14 protein-coding genes are annotated in these 17,774 nt (G+C 50.2%); 4 read left to right on the plus strand and 10 right to left on the minus strand.

Annotated elements, in window-relative coordinates:
* The first annotated feature begins 102 nt into the window (after nucleotides 1–102).
* The 3 genes from EYB31_RS22140 to EYB31_RS22150 all read left to right on the plus strand — a co-directional run bounded on the left by EYB31_RS22140 (nucleotide 103) and on the right by EYB31_RS22150 (nucleotide 3,765).
* Complete coding sequence (locus EYB31_RS22140) at nucleotides 103–846, plus strand: response regulator transcription factor (RefSeq protein ID WP_131015601.1); 744 nt, start codon at nucleotides 103–105, stop codon at nucleotides 844–846.
* The gene (locus EYB31_RS22145) at nucleotides 836–2,638 is read left to right on the plus strand and encodes a sensor histidine kinase (RefSeq protein ID WP_131015602.1); all 1,803 of its coding nucleotides are present in this window, start codon (nucleotides 836–838) and stop codon (nucleotides 2,636–2,638) included. The genes EYB31_RS22140 and EYB31_RS22145 overlap by 11 nt, the downstream gene beginning before the upstream one ends.
* A 74-nt stretch (nucleotides 2,639–2,712) precedes the next feature.
* Nucleotides 2,713–3,765 carry an abortive infection protein gene (locus EYB31_RS22150; protein ID WP_131015603.1) on the plus strand — a complete coding sequence of 351 codons (1,053 nt, stop codon included), beginning with the start codon at nucleotides 2,713–2,715 and terminating at the stop codon, nucleotides 3,763–3,765.
* Nucleotides 3,766–3,911: 146 nt separating this feature from the next.
* Here EYB31_RS22150 and EYB31_RS22155 read toward each other — a convergent pair whose 3' ends face one another.
* The 8 genes from EYB31_RS22155 to EYB31_RS22190 form a co-directional block, all read right to left on the minus strand.
* Complete coding sequence (locus EYB31_RS22155; RefSeq protein ID WP_131015604.1) at nucleotides 3,912–4,949, minus strand: glycoside hydrolase family 88/105 protein; 1,038 nt, start codon at nucleotides 4,947–4,949, stop codon at nucleotides 3,912–3,914.
* Between the two features lie 385 nt (nucleotides 4,950–5,334).
* Complete coding sequence (locus tag EYB31_RS22160) at nucleotides 5,335–6,624, minus strand: Stk1 family PASTA domain-containing Ser/Thr kinase (protein ID WP_131015605.1); 1,290 nt, start codon at nucleotides 6,622–6,624, stop codon at nucleotides 5,335–5,337.
* Between the two features lie 121 nt (nucleotides 6,625–6,745).
* Entirely contained in the window at nucleotides 6,746–7,510 is a 765-nt protein-coding gene (hisA, locus tag EYB31_RS22165; protein WP_131015606.1) for a phosphoribosylformimino-5-aminoimidazole carboxamide ribotide isomerase, read from the minus strand.
* Between the two features lie 348 nt (nucleotides 7,511–7,858).
* Nucleotides 7,859–8,137: a hypothetical protein gene (locus tag EYB31_RS22170; protein WP_131015607.1), complete on the minus strand. Its 279-nt coding sequence runs from the start codon at nucleotides 8,135–8,137 to the stop codon at nucleotides 7,859–7,861.
* A gap of 1 nt (nucleotide 8,138) precedes the next feature.
* Nucleotides 8,139–9,233 (minus strand): GerAB/ArcD/ProY family transporter, encoded by a 1,095-nt coding sequence (locus tag EYB31_RS22175; RefSeq protein WP_131015608.1) that lies wholly within the window; start codon nucleotides 9,231–9,233, stop codon nucleotides 8,139–8,141.
* A gap of 36 nt (nucleotides 9,234–9,269) precedes the next feature.
* Nucleotides 9,270–9,467 (minus strand): hypothetical protein, encoded by a 198-nt coding sequence (locus tag EYB31_RS22180; protein WP_131015609.1) that lies wholly within the window; start codon nucleotides 9,465–9,467, stop codon nucleotides 9,270–9,272.
* A 13-nt stretch (nucleotides 9,468–9,480) separates the two neighbouring features.
* On the minus strand, nucleotides 9,481–10,668 hold the full coding sequence (locus EYB31_RS22185) for a Ger(x)C family spore germination protein (RefSeq protein WP_131015610.1): 1,188 nt from the start codon (nucleotides 10,666–10,668) through the stop codon (nucleotides 9,481–9,483).
* Between the two features lie 2 nt (nucleotides 10,669–10,670).
* Nucleotides 10,671–12,248, minus strand: coding sequence for a spore germination protein (locus EYB31_RS22190; RefSeq protein WP_131015611.1), 1,578 nt, complete (start codon nucleotides 12,246–12,248; stop codon nucleotides 10,671–10,673).
* Between the two features lie 443 nt (nucleotides 12,249–12,691).
* On the opposite strand from EYB31_RS22190, the gene EYB31_RS22195 reads away from it, so the two are divergent.
* Nucleotides 12,692–13,855, plus strand: coding sequence for a hypothetical protein (locus EYB31_RS22195; RefSeq protein ID WP_131015612.1), 1,164 nt, complete (start codon nucleotides 12,692–12,694; stop codon nucleotides 13,853–13,855).
* A 185-nt stretch (nucleotides 13,856–14,040) separates the two neighbouring features.
* Here the strand turns inward: EYB31_RS22195 and EYB31_RS22200 are convergent, their stop codons facing one another.
* Nucleotides 14,041–16,398, minus strand: a complete 2,358-nt coding sequence (locus EYB31_RS22200; RefSeq protein ID WP_131015613.1) for a helix-turn-helix domain-containing protein — start codon at nucleotides 16,396–16,398, stop codon at nucleotides 14,041–14,043.
* Nucleotides 16,399–16,434: 36 nt separating this feature from the next.
* The gene (locus tag EYB31_RS22205; protein WP_131015614.1) at nucleotides 16,435–17,760 is read right to left on the minus strand and encodes a sulfatase-like hydrolase/transferase; all 1,326 of its coding nucleotides are present in this window, start codon (nucleotides 17,758–17,760) and stop codon (nucleotides 16,435–16,437) included.
* Between the last annotated feature and the right edge of the window lie 14 nt (nucleotides 17,761–17,774).

Consider the following 17,774-nt stretch of genomic DNA (forward strand, 5'->3'; position numbering starts at 1 on the left):
AAAGGTATCATTTCTTTAGAATTATCTGTATTTACACCCGTTTATGTCTGAATGTATACGTTTGTTCCCGTTATGTTATAATGCCCATAGGAGGGATAAACGATGTATAAGCTCCTTGTTATTGATGACGAACATGATACGCGAGACACGCTGTGCAACTGTTTCCCCTGGGAGTCGGTCGGATTTACGATCGTCGGCCAGCTGGGGAACGGAGCCGAAGCGCTGCACTACATGGAACAGAACCCGGTAGATGTGATGTTATGCGATATAAAAATGCCGGAAATGTCGGGCATCGAGCTGACCAAACAGCTCTCCGAGCGCAAAATTGCCGTTCGGACCGTTCTGCTGAGCGCATACCGGGAGTTTGAATATGCCCGTCAGGCGATGCAATACGGGGTCAAACATTACATGGTCAAGCCCGCCAAATACAACGATATCGTGCAGGTGTTCAGCGAGTTGAAGAGCGAACTGGACGAAGCCGCGGGGGTGCAGCCTGGACTGCCGGCGGACGCCGACACGCACGTGATGCCCGAAGACCCGATTGTTGCCGCCATCACGGCTTTTGTCGACCATAATTACCCGACGGCCACACTACAGCAGGTTTCCGAGCTGGTCAATATGAACGCCAGTTACGTAAGCGCTTTTTTCAAAAAGAAAACCGGCATTAATTTCTCCGATTACGTGCAGAAGGTGAAGATGGAGAAAGCGGCAGAGCTGCTTCGCGGCAGTCATCACAAAGCGTACGAGGTCAGCGAGCTGGTCGGATATGTCAATGCCAAAAATTTCATACGGTCCTTCAAACAATATTTCGGAGTAACCCCGGGACAATATAAAAATGACAAATGAACTCCACAGCCCGTTTGCCGACAAAACGCTCAAACGGAAGTTTTTTCGAAAACATCTGGCCAACATGCTGCTGCTTTGTCTGATTCCGCTGCTTATATTGGGCTCGCTGGCGATTTATATTTCCGACCGCTATATCCGCTTGGACGCACAGCGGTCCCAAGAGCAGATGCTGAACCAATACAACGAGCTGATTGAAATCATCGCCGCGGAAGTTGATTCGCTCAGCCTTTCGTTTGACATGGACCCGAAAATCACCACCCGGCTCAGCAGCATTTTGTCCAAAACGAATTATTCGTACGACGATATCGAAGCGCTGTTTTATTTGAAAAATATTATTGACGTTCCGGCCAACTCCAAGCCGTATGTGCATTCCGTGTATGTGTACTATGAGAACGATAAACGCCGTTTTTTAAGTTCACGCGAAGGGCTCGTAGATGAGCTCAGCTTCTATGATGTGAGCTGGTTCCCCACTTACCGGAATCAGACCAACTTTGACGAAATCAAAACAGAGGTTCGCGGCATTCACCAATATGCATTCGAACGCGAGCCGACCAAGGTCATCAGCTTGTACAAATTTTTATCGGTCAAAGGGGTCCGCAGCAGCAAAGGGGTCATCGTTGTCAACATGCTGCCTGCTTATTTGGAGAAGGCCTACCAAACCATGAACGAGCAGCCCGACAGGCAGTTCTTCATTACCGACAACGAAGGCCGGGTGATTATGCATTCCGGCGGTTCGGGGGCGGCAGCCCATGTTCCTTCAGTACGCCTGACCGGCAACACCGATATCGCGCATTTCGATGAAGGGTTGCAGCATATTACCGTCAAAAAAGCGAACCGGCTTCAGTGGAATCTCATCTCCGTTGTGCCGCGGACCTCGTTGTTTAATCTGCCTGCCGCCTTGATTGCCGCAACGGGCCTGCTGTCCTTGGCATCGCTGGCAATTTGCGCCGGGGTCGCCTTATGGCTAACCCGTAAAAATTATCAGCAGGTTTACGGGATCATCCATATTCTCGAATCCGTCGACTCGCCGAATCCGATCGAAGCGATTCCGCAGAAGGCTGACGATATCTACGCGCTGATTATCCAAAACATCGTCGAGTCGTTTATCGAGCAAAAATATTTGAAGGTGCAGCTGTCGGAACGGCTTTACAAAATGCAGGCGCTTGAATTCAAGGCGCTGCAGTCGCAGATTAACCCTCATTTTCTGTACAACACGTTAAATTCGGTGTATTGGAAATCGGTCCAGCTGACCGGCGCGCCCAATGCGGCCACCCAGATGATCGAGCTGTTGTCGGAAATTTTGCAGTATGCGCTGAATACTTCCAAACAAATGGTTACACTGAATGAAGAAATGACCAATATCGACAGTTATATCGGGATTCAGCAAATGAGGTACAAGGACCGCTTTGAAGTAATTTGGGACAATGTTCAGCCCTTCGCGGATTGCCGTGTGCTGAAACTGAGCGTGCAGCCCTTTATTGAAAACAGTATTCATTACGGGGTGGAAGCCAAAGCTTATCTCCATATCAAAATTAAAATCAGGCTCCGGGACTCCGTTCTGTCTGTTACGATTGTCGATAATGGCCCCGGCATGGATCCGAGCCGCCTTTCCGAGGTACGTGCGGTTCTCATGTCCGATCAAGAGCTTCCGGGACATGTGGGCATCTCCAATACAAATAAACGGCTTGTGCTGCAATACGGCCAAACCTGCCGTATCAAGCTGCTCAGCAAGAAAGGCTGGGGCACCGCCGTTACGTTGTATTACCCGCAGCACGTCGGCGATAACGATTAATGGCAGGGCCGGTTCCCCGCTTCCCCTTTGGAGAACTCTCGCAGGGTCATATTAGGTAAAAAGGAGGCCTTGTTATGACAAACGATCATATCTTGCGGCGCAGAGGCATCAACTACGATGTCGGCACGTTTACCCGCGGCAGAGCATCGTCGTCACGCGACCATTTCGATCCCGATATCGTGCGCCGCGAAATGGAAATCATCAAACGTGATCTGCATTGTAACGCCGTCAGAATATCCGGGGAGCCGCTGCCAAGACTGGTTGCCGCTGCCGAATATGCGCTCGCGCAAGGACTTGAGGTGTGGTTTTCACCGGCCAAAATCGATGCAAACGAACAAGAAACGCTCGATTATTTTGCCGAATGCGCCAAAGCGGCGGAATCGCTTCGCAAGCAATCCGATCATCTCGTCTTTGTCACGGGCTGCGAATTGACGTTTTTTATGAAAGGGCTGGTCGACGGCGCTACTTCCTTTGACCGGATCGCCACGTTTATGAAACCTTGGAAGCTGTTGAAAAGCACAATCGTCCGAGGTTCGTTTCAAAAACGGCTGAACCGTTTTTTGTCCAAAGCCGCCGCTGTGGTCAGAGAGCATTTTCACGGAAGTGTTACATATGCGTCGGGCACATGGGAGAATGTCGACTGGACTCCGTTTGATTACGTCGGCATTGATTATTACCGCGATGCGCATAACAAAGCGAATTATGCGGTCAAGCTGAGAGATTATTTCAAACACGGCAAGCCGGTTATTGTTCTGGAGTTCGGATGCTGCACCTATCAAGGGGCGGAAGATAAGGGTGGTTACGGCTGGAACATCGTGGATAGAAGCGCAGTGCCACCGCAGCTGAAGGGGAATTTCGTCAGGGATGAAGCCATGCAGGCGCGGCAAATTTCGGAGCTGCTTGATATATTTGAAGCCGAGAAGATCAACGGGGCGTTTTTGTTTACTTTTGTTAGTGTGACATATCCTTACAACGAACAGACATCGTACGATCTGGATAAGGCCAGCTACAGCGTGGTCAAGACGTACACGGACCAAACCGGCACCGCCTACAACGGCATGCCGTGGGAACCTAAAGCATCGTTCCATGCTGTGGCCGATTATTACGCCAAACTGCGGTCTCGATAAAAGCGGCTTTCTTGTGAACCCATTCCGGGAAAAAGGGTGCCGCTCTCCAGGTTCCTCCAGCCGATAACAATGGCTCGAAACCCGACAGTAATAACTTGCCAATTTCGAGCCGTTGTTGCGGCGCCGTGCAGCGTCGTTCCCCGCTTTTATTTCCACTGATAACCTGTCAACGAGGATAAGAACACAAGGGCAAGGCCTTGCCCCCAGCCTTGAATCCGCTTATCGGCTACGCCTTTGTACCCTTCCTTATCGTTCATCACCGCAGTTCCTGCAGAGACATGCGTAACAGTCCCGTTATCGGCTATACGACCGAATACGCCGTCCAGCGATTTTTGAATATATTTGTTGTACAGCGGGCTGCCGATCGCTTCGTTAAACCTCAGCAGACCGGCGGCAATACCGGCCGATCCGGACGTTTCCGTATAAGACGAATTGTCCGTCAGCACCGTATGCCATAAGCCGTCTTCCGCCTGAAGTCTGACAAGCGAGCTCGCTTGATCGCGCAGCGAATCGTAGATTTTCATGTAAGAAGGATGGGTGACCTCCACTTCCTTTAATGCCATCGACATCGTATAAGCCGCCCAACTGTTGCCTCTCGCCCAGAAAACGGATGACATATTGTTTTGCGCCAGATGATCCCAGCCGTGATAATACAGGTTTGTGTTCTCATCCTGAAGGAACCGCTCATGCCCGTGATATTGCAGCAAGCCGTCCTCCAAATAATCGGCATGGCCCAGCAGCGTACCTAGACGCACTAGAAAATAGCCGGCCATAAACATCGTGTCGACCCAAGCTTGCTCGGGAAAATTGTAATTTTGCGAAACCGTATGCTGAAAGATGCCGTCGGCAAAACGGGGGGCTTCGGTGCGCAAATATTCCGCCATATGAACCGCTGCCTGCACATATTTCTCGTCCTGCGTCACTTTATATAAATGGATCAGCGTATGGCCGATTGAAACCGCGTTAACGGTCAACTCCGGAACGCCTTCTTCCAACTGCTCGTCCACCCAACGGACCAGCGCCTCCAGATAAGCCGGATTCCCGGTTGCTTCGTGCGCTCTCGATACGCCGTAAAAAGCGACTCCGGCCGCCCAATCCCATGTAAAGTCCATACGAAACGTGCGTGTCACAACGCGGTCAATTGCTTCCAATATGGCTTGCTCGTCGATTTGTAATTTTGGCATTGTCTTAAGCCCCTCGCTTATTTTGGTTTACTCCCCTTTCACAGTATATTTTATTTCCGTTTATTTTTCTATATGTTTGTTTATTTTTGTTTTATACACCAAGTCAGCTGTGATAGCGCTGCATTAACGCCCAACTCCCCTGATAACGTTTACATTTATAAAAAAACAAAGAGAGCGCATGAAAAACATCCATGCACTAAGGAGGGCCTCTAAAAAAACAACCTAGCGAGTTAGCGAAATCGTTGCTGAAGAAACGCCAAAGACCGCCTCTGCCCCCGAATTTCACCCGCCACACCCAGGTAAACCCTAGCAATTTTCAGGGACAATTAGCGCGAGCGAAATACGAGTCGTCCATGCAGCGAATGCCGCCGTAAGACGAATCCAATTAATTTTGTTTGCTTACCCAAAAAGTGACGCTGCTGCCCTTCGTCGAAGCGGTATGCGCCTCCGGCTCTTGCTTGAATACCGTGCCGTTGGCGAGCTGAGCGTTTGATTCAATCTTGTAGTTGTAGCGAAATCCCGCGGCCAGCAGCGCTTTCTCCGCTTCCTCGCGCGCCAAGCCGGTGATCGGCGGCACATCGGCCGGTTCCGCATCAGCCGGTTTCTCCGCAGCAACCGCGGAGATTTCCTTTTTGGGCCGCTCCGTCTGCGGCTTCATGGCCGTCTCGCTAGCAGGTTTTGGTTTTTCCACCGGCGCCGCGGTAGCTGAGGGCTGCGTTTCCTTATCGCGGAACGATTGCATCGGCATGTTGGATAACAATACAATGACAACAACAACGCCGACAATGCCGGCAATCGGGATGCCAAGCAGCACCCAACTTTTCGGGATGACAATAACCCCTTTTCGTTCCAGCGCCTCATCCCTGTCGGGTTCTTCCCGTTTTACCGTTTTCCGCGGCTGCGGTTTCTGTTGTTTTGGTTTCTCCTGAGCTAATCTAGGCGTTTCCACAACAGGGGGCATGATGACCGTTTCCGTCATGTCAGTTGGTTCGGAATAGCTGAGTTTCAGCACCTGCAGCTGCATAAGCAGCGATGCCAATGAGATTTGCCCCCTCACGGCCTCACGGAGCATAGCAAACAACGCCTGACACTGTCGGTCGCTCCATCCGGCAGGCAAGCCGGCTGGCTGCATATCCGCAGCTTCATCTAGCGCGGGTAGTTCCCGGCTGCGGGCAGCAAGCTGATACAACAGCGAGCAAAGGCCTGCAGCCTCCCGCTCTTCGAGGGCTCCTTCCGTCCAGAAATTAATGACCATCAGCTCGCCGAAGCCGTTCAGCCATAAGTTGCCTGCAGACACGGCATAACCGGAAATATGCTCCGCCGCAGCCGCACGCATATGCTCGCCCAGATTCAGCACCATGGCGATGACTTGATCAAATGAAAAGGAATGTTTTTCAATCTGGTTTAGCAGCGGTCCGCCGTCCAAGTTTTTCAAAACGATCTTACGGTAACCGGGTTGTATTTCCGCGTCCAATATATGCAAAAAACCGCCGTCCGGCAATTGCCCGGCAAGTCCGATCGGATTCAAATCCCGGCTGCGGTCTGTTATTTCCGATATGATAAAAATGGCGTCGCGATGAAGGGCGTTATCTTTTCCCTTCCACATCGCACTGCCGTCGGGTAACTGTATGGATTGCTTTAACAGCTCATACCGCTTATCAAACACAGGTTCCATGACTGCTCCCTCCTGCCGATAATAAATTCTAAGGTATTCAAAAACATAGTATTCGCATGGGCTCCGTTTTTTTGGGGTGTATGAAAAAAAACCTTGAGTTCAAGGTTTTTATCTGTATGGTCTAGCTGACGGTACGTTTGCAAAATCCCACTACTTCCTTATACGATAAATCTCCGCCGAAAATGTCCAAGGCGCTTCCGACCGTAATATCGAGTTTGCCTCCAGTCGCTTCATGAAACAACTGCAAATCGGAAAGCGACCGCGCGCCGCCCGCATAAGTGACGGGAATGGTTACCGATTCGGCGATGTGCCGCGCAAGAGGTTCGTTGATTCCCGTTCGTTTGCCCTCCACGTCAACCGCATGGATCAGATATTCATCGCAATATTGCTCCAGCTCGCGGATGTTGCCGCGGCTGACTTCGAAACTCGTAAAGTTCCTCCATTTATTCGTCACTACGTACCAGCTGCCGTCTTTCTCCTTACAGCTCAGATCGATCACCAGCCGCTCTTTGCCGATCTCGGAGACGATCCTCCGCAGTCTCTGCATGTCGAGTTCCCCATCATGAAATATGTACGAGGTGACAATCACATGCGAGGCCCCTTGTTCGAGGTACCCTGCGGCGTTCTCTGCCGTGATTCCGCCGCCGAGCTGCAAGCCGCCCGGATATTGGCGCAGCGCTTGCACAGCAGCCTCCTCGTTGCCGCCGCCGAGCATAATGACATGCCCGCCGGTCAGACGATCTCTCTGAAACATCTCCGCATAATAAGCAGAGTCATACTCTGACACGAAATTTTCCACTACGTCCTGTTTATCCGAATTCAGCGTATCGCCGACGATCTGTTTGACTTTGCCGTTATGAATATCGATGCATGGTCTGAACTTCAATATTTCTTCCACCCTTCAGTGTATCTACTCTATTATAATATGTTCCTTTCATTGTGTCATCTATCGGTTGCCATTATGAATAAAAACTAATCTTACGCGTATACATAGATTAGGCCGTCAAAAATACAAGAATATGAGAGACACTGCATATGGATAAAAATACTTTAAAGTCATTTGGGCGCGATTCCCTTCATATTTTGCTGTTTCAACTCTATATGATCATCTATAAGCATACCCATTTCAGCCAGCCGGCGGTTCATGAAATGATGGTTGTCTTTTCTTTCATTTTTTTGGCCATTTTCTTTTTTTCTCTCGCTTCGGATAAAAAATGAGAGGACAAGCTGCGTGTTACTTGTCCCCTTGATCCGTTTTCGTAAAACCTAATATTTCTTTCAGCTTGCCGTGCGATTCCGCGTAACACTTCCACACGTCCCGGATCGGATTTTTTTCAGGCAGCTCCTGAATGACCGAATCCAGATGCTCCTCATATTCCCGCATCCGCGCTTCGACGTCAGGATCTTTTCCGTCATAATTGGCATGCATGTAATCCAGCTTACGGAGAATGCCCATTAAAATTTCCTTTCTATCCTCTTCGCTGTTCATTCCATTCACCCTTTCATGAGACAAGTTAATCTTGCTGCCGAGTCATTCGGCTTTTTTTAAATAGTTGAACAGCCCAATAAATCAGCGGTGAGCACTCTACTAGCATAGCAAATACAGGCCAAGTTTTCATAATAAAATGTTCAAGCATCGTTGAATTGGGCGTGTTATGAATCGCCATCACCAGCATGATGGCGCTGAACGAAAACGACAGCGGCCTCGAATCCTTAAGGCCCAACAGCTGTGAGGTGATCAGCAATACCATATAAAGCAGCAAACTTACTTTAATAAAAACGCTGGAGATCCAGATGGTAACCAGCAGCGGATCGAGATTTTCGAGAAAGTCGCCGATCCGGATAAAACGCACCATCTCCAGCATGGGGTATGAGAAATGTCCCGTTACATCCGCTCCGAACATCAGGAGGCATAATATAAAATCAATCTCGATAAATATTAAGCTTATGAGCATGGACCACATGACAGAACGGTATGTTTTCTCAGGTTCGGCCAGAAACGGAAAGATGAAAAGGATCAAAAACATTTCCCCAAACCAGGGAATAAACGTGATCACCGGATTCCATAAAGAGCCGGCATCCAAATGGGTGATAAAGGCAATGGCCCGATTGTAGTTCAGCTCTTTTCCAACCATAAAAGGCACTAGAGCGGCCGAGCTGATGATGACGATAAAAAAACCCGACGCGCAGCGGAAGATCACCTCAAAACCCGATCTTACCGCGATGGCCACAAGAAATGAAAACATGCCTGCAACAACCCACAATGGTGTCGTCGGCAAAAAGGTTTGCACCAGAAAGTCGGATATTTGCCTTACGATGATGCTTGATAAATGAAGAAAGAAAAAACAATACAACACCATGATCGCGTAGTGGGGCCATTTTCCCACAAGTTTCTTGCCGTAATGTGCCAAAAATTCACCCGGCCTCAGCTTGGCCAAGGAATAAGAAATATACGTAACGATCAAACCTCCGGCCATAGCGAGTATCATGACAAGCCAGCCTTGATATGAGCTTGATTTGGTCAGAGGCGATATCATAAATCCCGCGAAAGTCGAGAAGTGAAACATCACAAAAAAGATGATCACTTGAAGCTGATTAATCCGCTGCATCAACTATCCGTCTCCTTTGCGCGATTCTTTTCGGGCTTATGTACCGAACACCAGTTCCAACAGCCTGTTCGGACCAGGAAAATGCTTGGCCAATATCACGGCCAAAGTATATATGTAAGCAAATACGATAAAACATGCCGTAATCCAATAGGTTCTTTTTTTGCGCCGGTGACTGGCTAGAAAGCGCCATTCATAAAGGGCGATGAGCAGATATACGAATGTAGCGATGACCATGTTCCATCTCCTGCTACGTTGAAATTTGGCTGCTTATCGGATTTTTCTCTTCGCCGATCCGTCTGATGTACACGTCGACAGTTAAGCGGACTTTGCAATTTTTATAAGTTTCACGCCAATTATCGCGATGCTGCCGCCATACTTTGGGGTAACGCCACTCCAGATATTGCCCTAAACCAAATGCATCGACACCAAGCCTTTGCGTTTTTTCGATCGATTTCATGATTCTGCCATACAATTGCTCTGAAAGCTTAACCTGCAAATTTTTAATTTGATCGGGGTCCGCCAAATTGATATTGGAATCGGAGGCAGTCACATCGTCAATCGCGTGAATCTCCAGATGAAATTCGATTTGTCCGTTGTTGATCACCGGTTTTACCGACGAATTCGAGGACAAGATATGAAAAGAAATGATTTTCCCGTCTGTCGGGGAACTAACGGATATCATCGAATCTTTCATCTTGCCCTTGATCCATAATGACGCTCTCATCCCTTTGACATCCAAGGTTCCGACCATTTTGCCGGCCTTCATAATGGCCGCTCCGTCTGTACCGACCCAAACGCCGGGCATGCCTTTTTCGCTCAGCATGTTCGCCTGCGCGCTGACCAACAGAGGAGCGACCAAGTCTCCGCCCGTTTCTTTGGCTTCCAAAAAATCTCTAACGCTTGTATCCAATGTCACATGTCTATTGGCAAATTCCCTCAGCACCTCAGAAGGAAACCGTTCGAAAACCGGGGTCATATAGGAAATATCTTTTGCTGATGTTGCGGACACCATAACATAAGTTTTGGTATGCAGGTCCGGCTGACGGGTGGCAAACTCCAGCATCTGGTCGACACCCGCTTCGGCCGCCTTTCTTCCGAACACAATGACACGGCAGTGCCCCCAAGACAATTCGCGGGACAGATCGGAACGTATTTTCCGGACGGCGATCGGAATGCTTTCTGCATTTTTCGTAACAATGGTGTAGGGGTTGCCATTGCCGGTATGCCCCCCGGAGGATACCGACCCGCTCTGGCTCATCCGTGTGGTCAAAGGAAATTTCAACGACACTTCGTATTCGCCGTTATCCGTCCGGTCGATAAATATGCCGGTCACAAATGCGCGATCATTCACCTCGATTCTTGACCAGCAGCCGATGAGCGGCAGCAAACAAACCGCAGACAGCAGCAGCATACCGCTCCTCAGCAAAAGTATCATGTTTAATCACCTTCATCATCGGGAATTTGCGGCCGTTTTCTGTATATCATCCGGTTGGCATTGCTTGTTCCGTACAGCAGCGGTCTTTGTTTCATTATCCAAAGAGGCGCGCGGATCAGCGTATCTTTCCAGCCTTTGTAATTGATCGGCGCAACGGGCAGCAAATACGGCGTTCCGAATGAGCGCAACCCGGCCAGATGAATATAGATCAGAATCACGCTGACGATGACGCCGTACAGTCCGAAACTTGCGGCAAGAATCATCACCGGAAACCGCAATAACCGGAAAGCAAGTCCCAAATCGAAATGCGGAATAATAAAAGATGCTACCCCAGTAACCGATACGACGATAACCATCGGGGCCGATACGATCCCGGCCTGTACGGCCGCTTGCCCTATAACAAGCGCTCCGATGATCGAAACGGTCTGGCCGATCGGTTTCGGAATGCGAAGTCCCGCTTCTCTTAACGCCTCAAAAGTGATTTCCATCAGCGCCGCTTCCACGATTGCGGGAAACGGAACGTCCTCCCGGGCAGCCGCCACGGTCAGCAGCAGATTGGGGGGCAGCATCTCCGGATGAAAGGTCGTTACGGCGATATAGACGGAAGGCATCAGAAACGAGATCAGCAAAAATAGATAACGGATCCAGCGGATCCACGTTGCCGCGATAAACCGCTGGTAATAATCCTCCGCCGACTGCAGTAGCATAAACAACGTGACGGGAACGATAATCGGCATCGGTGAACCGTCCACCATAATGCCGACCCGCCCCTCCAGCAGCGCAGCGCTGAACGTATCCGGCCGCTCCGTATATTGCACTTGAGGAAACGGCGAAAAGGGCTGGTCCTCAATGAATTCTTCGATAAAACCGCCGTCGAATATCGCGTCGATGTCAATTCGCGACATCCGGGTCTTCACTTCGTCGACCAGCTTTTGCTCGCATATGCCTTCTATGTAACAAATAACGACGGAAGTGTTCGAATACATGCCGATATGCTGCTGCTCCAACTTTAATGCAGGGTGTTTGATCCTTCTTCGCACCATCGTAATATTCGTCGCCAAATCTTCAATAAAAGCTTCCTTGGGGCCGCGGATGACGTTTTCATCTTGCGCCGCTTCGATTGATCTCTTGTCCGTCGATTTCAACGGAATCATGACAGCTTCCGGTTCATTACCGATCAGAATAACAATCGTGCCGTCAAATAAGGATTGCAGCGCCTGCTGCCAATTGCCTGTCGTTTCGATCCGCGAAACGGGGATGAGCTTCGTCTCGGAAATTTCATTCAGCAATCCGGCTGCGGATAAACCGGAAGCTTCCGTTTGAAGCGGGATGAGAATGTGCTCTTGCAGCTGGTTTTCATTGATTAGGCCGGATATGTATATCAGCGCGCAGCGGATATTGCCGTCTACAAGCAGCTCTTCAAATTTGGCGTCAAAGCATTGAGACAGCTGAGACTGGAACCATTCGAGCCGCGAGGTTAAATCGGTCAAATCGCGCTCCGGATTTTGCGGAGCCGCCGGCAAGGGCAGCTTTCCTTCTATGCGGGTCCGGCGTCCCTTCAGCCATCTGAGGAAGAGCATACATACACCCCATCAGGTATTTTTAGTTTTAGTAAAACTTTCTGCACGCAAGAAAAACTTCCGCTATTCGCGGTCGCTCATCGTTGATTGTTCTTCGATTAAGTTTTTCTTCTAGTGTCAGAAAGTTTCAAATTGTTTGTGCGACAGCGCATACGAAACTTTCTGCACGCAAGAAAAACTTCCGCTATTCGCGGTCGCTCATCGTTGATTGTTCTTCGATTAAGTTTTTCTTTTAGTGTCAGAAAGTTTCTGAATCTTTTGCGCGACAGCGCATACGAAACTTTCTGCACGCAAGAAAAACTTCCGCTATTCGCGGTCGCTCATCGTTGATTGTTCTTCGATTAAGTTTTTCTTATATTTCCAGATTTACTCAATATTTATACACCTGCAGCAATCGGCCAACCTTTATTCTAAAACGGGATGCATTTTTTTGTAATAGCTGGATGAAACTAATAGCAATCAGATCGATGGAGGAAAACATCTTGCTTTGCTACCGCAAATGGTTCATTATGATCGCCGTTGCGAGTTGTCTGCTTATACAGCCCGCTCAGCCGGCTATGCCCGTTCAAGCAGCCCCCGTTCCAGATGTATGGATATCGATCAAAACGTCCCCGGCTTCGGAAGCGGAAACGAAGCTGCACTTCCGCAGCAGCCGCAAATTCGATCCTTTGGCGCATGCCGCACATCGCGGTCCGGTCCCTTTTCTTCCGGTCACGGATACCTATGTTACAATCGGCAGCGAAGAAGGAGGCATTTCGTATTGGGTCGATCAAGAAGGCAATTTATATAACAGTGAAACTAAGGAGAAATTCGAACTAAAAAAGAAGGACGGAAAAAAGCTGTTGGACTACGCGGCATATGCCCGTTCAGCCCATTACGGCGAACTGATCCCTTGGAACGACGCCAAACAGCTGATTCCGAAAAAAGCGAAGTTTAAAGTAACCGATATGGAAACGGGGCTGTCCTTTCACGTGCAGCGCAGAGCCGGCAGCAGCCATGCCGATGTACAGCCGCTGACTAAGCAGGATACCGCTATCATGAAGAAAATCTATAACGGCAAATGGAGCTGGAAGAGGAAAGCGATTCTCGTGCAGACCGGAGACCGGCAGTTGGCCGCTTCGATGCACGGCATGCCGCATGGCGGGGACGGCATACCGGACAACGATTTCTCCGGCCATTTTTGCATTCACTTTCTCGGCAGCACAACGCACGGCAAAGGGAATCTCGATCCCGATCATCAACTGATGCTGCGCAAAGCAGCCGGGAAGGCCGGCGAATTTTTGAACCAGGCTTCGCCCAACGAAGTGGCGGATACGTTCTTAATCGCGCTGAAGATGAGAGAGCAGCAGCTGATGCGGATGAGTTTTTCACAGGCAAATGAAACCCAACTTGAATACTTTCTGAAAGAGGATGCAATTACCGGCATAAATAAAAAGCTGCCCAGGCCGGCAAAAATAACAAAAGACATGCTCACCGTCGACATTCCTGTCGATTTAAGCATTACCCGGGAAGGCCGGCGTGAACAGCGCTGTACGTATACGTTTCATATGGTGCGCGAGTCGGCCTCGACACCGTGGAAGATCGGCTCCATTACGATGATCTCCTGAGCCGTTGCAGCTGCCTGTTGTCAGCCGTAGCTAAGCCAGCCTGAGCGCCTTGTCACGATGCGCTTCCGGGCATTGCACTCGGACTGGTCTATGCCAAAAAAGATGTGCCCCGCTCAGCCTATGGCAGGCTCAAAGGGCACATCTTCTTCTGCTCGGTGCGTTGAAACGAATAGTTCCGAATGCTGTCACTTTATGTGCAGCTCACGGTAGCGGCTCGGCGTGACACCTTCGTATTTTTTAAAAATACGGTTGAAGTACGTCGGCTGGTAACCGACACGTTCGGCGATTTCGTTGATTTTGGCGTCCGTTTCCGCCAGCAGCCGTTTGGAATGATCCAAACGAACCTGGGTCAAATATTCGATAAAATTGACGCCGGTCAGCTGTTTGAATATGCGGCTTAATGAAAACGGATTAACGCCGTGTTCGCTTGCGCACGCTTCAAGTGAAATGTCGGTGTGATAGTCCTCATGTAGCGTGGCGATCATTTTGTCGACGATGATTTTGTACTTCTGATCCTGCGAATCGATGATCTGCTGAACTTCCTCTACGTAAGGACGGACGACTTTGCGTTCAAACCAGGAGACCGCTTCCTCCGGCTCGCTTAAACGGGCCAGCTCGGCGTGCAGATCAGCGGCCGCATTGTATTTGTACGGATCGTATCCGGCTTTCAGAAACCCGAACTGCACGTTGCCCAGCAGTTGAAACATGCCCTGCGTAAACAGCAGCTGGATGCCCATATGGTCGTTCAGCTCACGGAAAAATTGACGCAGCGCGGCAAGCGCATCTTCCAGTTGCCCGGTCCGGATGGCTTGAATCATATCCGATTCGGCCGCGTACGGATATTGAACCGGCGCTTGGTATTGGCCCGCATAATCGTCAGCATCCAGTATTTGATTCGACTCGGCGAGCTTGCGGTTTTTCACCGTACGTCTTGCCTCCTCCAGCGCTACCGGTATTTGAGTTGCATAAGAAGTAAGCCTGCCCAAACATACCGTAACACCCATCTTAATAATGTCATTCAGCACCGTAGTCAGATGTTCCGCGTATTCGTAAAGCTCCAGCTTGATCTGTTCGGTTGGCCGGTCCTCGGGAAACAAGATGAGCAGCCCCGCAGACATATCCTGAAAATTAATAACTTCCGTTTTAGCGAATCTCGATTTGGCCGACTCCTCGATAATGTTGGCGGTAGCGTAAGAAACAAGCTGCGTATCGCTTTGCAAAAACCTGCCGGTTAACTTGGAGAAGCCGTGAAGCTGAACGATGACGACGGCAAACCGGTCGTCCTCCAGCACCCATTCCAGCTGCCGCATCCGCTGCCTGACTTCATCTTCCGTCCACGAATAAAAATGCCCCTGCAATAGCTGCATCAGAAACCCTTCACGCAGCCGCGGAAGCTGCTCCTGCACACGCTCCTGCAGGCTTCGGCTTTTTTCGGTCAACTGCTTCCATTCCCGTTCGATAAATTCAACTTCATTATCCACGTCTTCGAGCGCGTTCATTCTTCGATTCATGCGAAATAAGCCGGTTAAGTACCGGATGGGCTCATACAACTTGCGCGATGCAAGGACGGAAATGACGATCCCCGTCAACAGCCCCCCTAAACTGATGGCATAAATAAAGCGGGAAACGAGCAGAACCGGAGCCGCCATCTCCGACAACGATACGTACGATACATAGGTCCAGCTTTGGCCTAGCCGTTTAGACGTGCTGTAGGACACGGAATATTGCTCTCCCCGCCCTTTCCATGAGTAAATAAACGTTCCTTCGCGTTTGCCTTTTGCAAGTACGGCTTGGCGTAAATCTTCTTCCCAGACGGTTGGCTTATGGTCCTCCGCCGTTACGATCCAGGAGCCTTCGGAGGTGATCAGAAATGAGCTGCTTTTGACGCCGGACGGAGGTTCGCCGAGCATCTGCGCCATTTTGCTTTTGTTTAAATAAACGATAAGCGCAGCGGACGATTGCACGCTTCCGGCAGGCAGCCGGTAAATCAGCGCAGGCGGAGCATCGCCCGTTCCAGGCTGCATCAGTCCAAACGACGAAAGCCAATACGTCGTCTGCGGTTCCTCAAGCAAGGCATGAAACCGCCGCTTTTCCTGCGGATCGCCGACCGGCGTGACACCGCCTTCTTCAGAAAAAATGCTGCCCGGCGTATCCAAATACAAATACGCCTCCTCCACTAATGGGCTGGAGCCTTTCAGCAATATTAGCGTCTTAATGATTTCCCGGATATGCTCATAATCGTAATACGTCGCCAGGTTCAGCAGTTTGGGACCCAATACCGGATTAAACGCCCATTGTGTGGCGTTTTTCTCCAGATGGGTGAACAATTCGTCGGTTCGTTCGATCGATACCTTCACCTGAGCTTCCCTGGCGGCTGACACGTTTTTCTCCAATTGGCTGATGCCAATCCAGTTCACGCCGATGCCGACCAGCAAGGTCGGCACGCAAGTAACCAACAGCACGATGAGCAAACTTTTGCGATAAAAACGGCGCTGCATCCATGAAATTACCGGTGTCCTGGCTAACGACTTCCATCCTCGCATGAGTGCAGGCCGCCTTTCGCTTAAAGTAACATTTAATTAAAACTGTAATTCTTGAGCCCGCCGCCGAAAACGCTGCACATGATCCGTGTATTCCGGGTCAGCGATAAAGTTGAGCGTTTCTTCCGAATTCCGCTGCAGGTCAAACAACACCTCCGAACCGTCGGAGCTGTAATATTGATATTTTAAATCATCCCGCTTGATCATCAGATTGGTGCCGCCGAATTGGGAAATCGTCTCATTGTTCCAATCCGGCGCCCGCCCCTCAAGCAGCGGTACCAAGCTCCGGCTGTCCAGTCCTTCAGGTGCCGGAACATCGCATATGTCACATAACGTGGCGAACAAATCGCATAAATTGACGTTCTCACGAACGACACGCCCTCCCGCAAACCGCTGCGGATAACGAATCAGCAGCGGTACCCTGGCGCTCGCTTCAAAAAACTTCTGCTTCTCCCACACGCCATGCTGGCCCAACATTTCGCCATGGTCCGACGTATAGATGATGATCCATTCGTCGAGATTTTGCCCGGCATGCTGAAGCGCTGCCATGATTTGCTCAAAATAACCGTCGATCGTCTCCACCATGCCGTAATAAGCGGCCGTCGCCCGGCGGATCTCCCGTGCGGACGCCTGTTGTCCGGCTTGAACCGGAAACCGCGACAGAAATGGATGATCGAACAGCGGTTCGTTCAAATACGGCGTGACGCGGTTTAAATAATACGTAAATTTGTCTTCGCTTGTCAAATAGGGGTAATGCGGCTGCAGCACGCTTACTTTCAACAGCAAAGGCTGTATTTGCTCACGGTCATAATAAGAAGAGTTGAAATAATCTTCGATAAATTGCAAAGCCCCTTGCACCGCATATTCGTCATGGCTTATGCATGGGCCCCGTCCGACGCCGGCACGGCATACTTCCTTCTCCTGCGTCCATTTCTGCGGCGCTATTTTATACTTAGTATATTCATCCTCCTGCTTGTTTTCAATAAAAGACGGTTCGACATGCATATCCCCGCCGATACGCCGGGTCCAGCCCATCATCTGGTCGTTCCCCATATGGTGAAGTTTTCCGCTGACAACAGTCTGATATCCAAACTGCGCCAGTCTTCGGGAAAAGGTCATGTGGCCCGGCGGCAAATCCTGCCCGTACCTTTCGCAGCCGGTCGTTCGCGGAAACTGTCCGGCCATCATGCTTTGCCTGCCCGGAATGCAGATCGGAGAAGGCGTATAAGCGTTGCGGAACACGGTTCCGGTAGCGGCCAGCCGGTCGAGATTCGGCGTGCGTATCACGTTGTTTCCTTCATAACCGGTTACATCAGCCCGGTGTTCGTCGCTCATCAGGAACAGTATGTTCGGCTTGTGGTTCATGTGCGCTGCCTCCT

The organism is Paenibacillus thalictri (assembly GCF_004307995.1).
GTDB lineage: Bacteria > Bacillota > Bacilli > Paenibacillales > NBRC-103111 > Paenibacillus_AF > Paenibacillus_AF thalictri.

Bases quoted from the DNA above. Each gene is read 5' to 3' on its own strand.
- EYB31_RS22200 (WP_131015613.1), bottom strand. From the start codon at position 16,398: ATGCGAGGATGGAAGTCGTTAGCCAGGACACCGGTAATTTCATGGATG.
- EYB31_RS22205 (WP_131015614.1), bottom strand. From the start codon at position 17,760: ATGAACCACAAGCCGAACATACTGTTCCTGATGAGCGACGAACACCGG.
- EYB31_RS22185 (WP_131015610.1), bottom strand. From the start codon at position 10,668: ATGATACTTTTGCTGAGGAGCGGTATGCTGCTGCTGTCTGCGGTTTGT.
- EYB31_RS22180 (WP_131015609.1), bottom strand. From the start codon at position 9,467: ATGGTCATCGCTACATTCGTATATCTGCTCATCGCCCTTTATGAATGG.
- EYB31_RS22145 (WP_131015602.1), top strand. From the start codon at position 836: ATGACAAATGAACTCCACAGCCCGTTTGCCGACAAAACGCTCAAACGG.
- EYB31_RS22175 (WP_131015608.1), bottom strand. From the start codon at position 9,233: ATGCAGCGGATTAATCAGCTTCAAGTGATCATCTTTTTTGTGATGTTT.
- EYB31_RS22190 (WP_131015611.1), bottom strand. From the start codon at position 12,248: ATGCTCTTCCTCAGATGGCTGAAGGGACGCCGGACCCGCATAGAAGGA.
- EYB31_RS22155 (WP_131015604.1), bottom strand. From the start codon at position 4,949: ATGCCAAAATTACAAATCGACGAGCAAGCCATATTGGAAGCAATTGAC.
- EYB31_RS22150 (WP_131015603.1), top strand. From the start codon at position 2,713: ATGACAAACGATCATATCTTGCGGCGCAGAGGCATCAACTACGATGTC.
- EYB31_RS22160 (WP_131015605.1), bottom strand. From the start codon at position 6,624: ATGGAACCTGTGTTTGATAAGCGGTATGAGCTGTTAAAGCAATCCATA.
- EYB31_RS22195 (WP_131015612.1), top strand. From the start codon at position 12,692: ATGAAACTAATAGCAATCAGATCGATGGAGGAAAACATCTTGCTTTGC.
- EYB31_RS22140 (WP_131015601.1), top strand. From the start codon at position 103: ATGTATAAGCTCCTTGTTATTGATGACGAACATGATACGCGAGACACG.